Genomic DNA, 1,869 nt, shown 5'->3' on the forward strand with positions numbered 1-1,869 from the left:
GCCGCGCAACCCGATGCCGACGGTAAAGGCGGTCCGGCGATATGAGCCGGCTGGTTATCGACCCGGTGACCCGGATCGAGGGTCACCTGCGCGTCGAGGTGCAGGTAGACGCCGGCCGGGTCACCGAGGCGTACGCGTCCTCGACGATGTGGCGCGGCATCGAGACGATCGTCGAAGGCCGGGACCCGCGGGACGCCTGGCTGTTCGCACAGCGGATCTGCGGTGTCTGCACCACCGTGCACGCGCTGGCCTCGGTGCGGGCCGTCGAGGATGCCGTCGGCGCGGTCCCGCCGCGCAACGCCCGGCTGCTGCGTGAGATCATCGCCGCGGCGCTGTTCGTCCACGATCATGTCGTGCACTTCTACCACCTGCAGGCGCTGGACTGGATCGACCCGACCGCGGCGCTGAAGGCCGACCCCGCGCGTACCGCCTCGCTCGCGGCGTCAATCTCGGACTATCCGCGCTCGAGCGCGAAGCTGTTCGCCTCGGTACAGGCTCGGCTCGGGGCATTCCTGGCGAGCGGGAACATCGGGCCGTTCACGAACGGATACTGGGGGCATCCCGCCTATCGGCTGAGCCCGGAGCTGAATCTGCTGGCATTCAGTCACTATCTTGACGCGCTGGATTTCCAGCGTGAATATGTCAGGGTTCACGCGCTTCTCGGCGGCAAGAACCCGCATCCGCAGACCTATGTCGTCGGCGGCATGGCGTCCCCGATCGACCTCACGAGTCAGGAGGCGATCAACGACAACACGCTGGCGGAGCTCGCCCAACTGTTGACGCGGGGGCTGGATTTCGTCGACAAGGTGTTCCTGCCTGATCTGTACGCGATAGCCGCCGGCTACCCCGAGTGGACGAGGTACGGCGCCGGGTTGGGCTCGTACATGGTGTTCGGGGATTTCGCCCAGGCACCGCAGCCCAAGGGCCGACCGCAGGCAGGCGGTCTGTTTCCCGGCGGGATCATCCGGGACGCCAACCTGTCGTCGGTCGAACCGTTCGACCCGGCCCGGATAGCCGAGTCCGTCGCCCACTCGTGGTTCCGCTACGACAACGTGAGCGACAAGGCGGGCCACGGCGCGGGCGCCGCGCTTGCTCCGTGGAAGGGCCAGACCACCCCGGACTACACCGGCCCCAAGCCACCCTTCGCCCATCTCGACGTCGACGGGAAGTACTCGTGGCTGAAGGCACCGCGCTACGACGGAATCGCCGTGGAGGTCGGCCCGCTGGCCCGCATGCTGGTCGGCTACGCCTCGGGTGACGCCCGCATCCGGCCGCTGGTAAAGGGTGCGCTGGACCGGCTCCAACTCCCGCCCACGGCGTTGATGTCGACACTCGGGCGGGTGCTGGCCCGCGGTCTGGAGACCAAACTGATGGCGCAGTACTCGCTGGAACTCCTCGACCGGCTGCGGGACAACGTCGGCTCGGGCGATCTGACGATCGCGGACACCAGCAAGTGGCATCCCTCGACGTGGCCGGCCGGGCGGGCCCGCGGCGTCGGCTTCCATGAGGCGCCCCGGGGCTCGTTGTCGCACTGGGTCGTCATCACCAACGAACGGATCAGCAACTACCAGGCCGTGGTCCCCACGACCTGGAACGCCAGCCCCCGCGACGAGCGGGGTAACCCGGGTGCCTACGAGTCCGCCCTGGTAGGCACACCCGTGCTCGACCCGCGGCGACCGCTGGAGGTGCTGCGCACACTGCACTCGTTCGACCCCTGCATGGCCTGCGCGGCGCACGTGTACGACGCCGACGGCCGCGACATCGTCCGGGTGCGGGTCCAGTGACCGCCGCCGCGCCAGACGGATCCGTGTCGGGTGGATCCGCGCCAGACGGATCCGTGCCGGTGAAGGTGGCACCCGGGCGGGAGAC

1 protein-coding gene is annotated in these 1,869 nt (G+C 69.0%); it reads left to right on the forward strand.

From position 1 onward, the window contains the following. The first annotated feature begins 41 nt into the window (after positions 1-41). Positions 42-1,784: a nickel-dependent hydrogenase large subunit gene (locus U9980_RS26265; protein ID WP_322770383.1), complete on the forward strand. Its 1,743-nt coding sequence runs from the start codon at positions 42-44 to the stop codon at positions 1,782-1,784. Positions 1,785-1,869 lie beyond the last annotated feature (85 nt).

The sequence above is a fragment of the Protofrankia sp. Cr1 genome, assembly GCF_963555865.1.
Classification (GTDB): Bacteria; Actinomycetota; Actinomycetes; order Frankiales; family Frankiaceae; genus Protofrankia.

What these genes read in the sequence shown, in the direction of transcription:
- U9980_RS26265 (WP_322770383.1), top strand. Translation starts at nt 42, where the DNA reads ATGAGCCGGCTGGTTATCGACCCGGTGACCCGGATCGAGGGTCACCTG.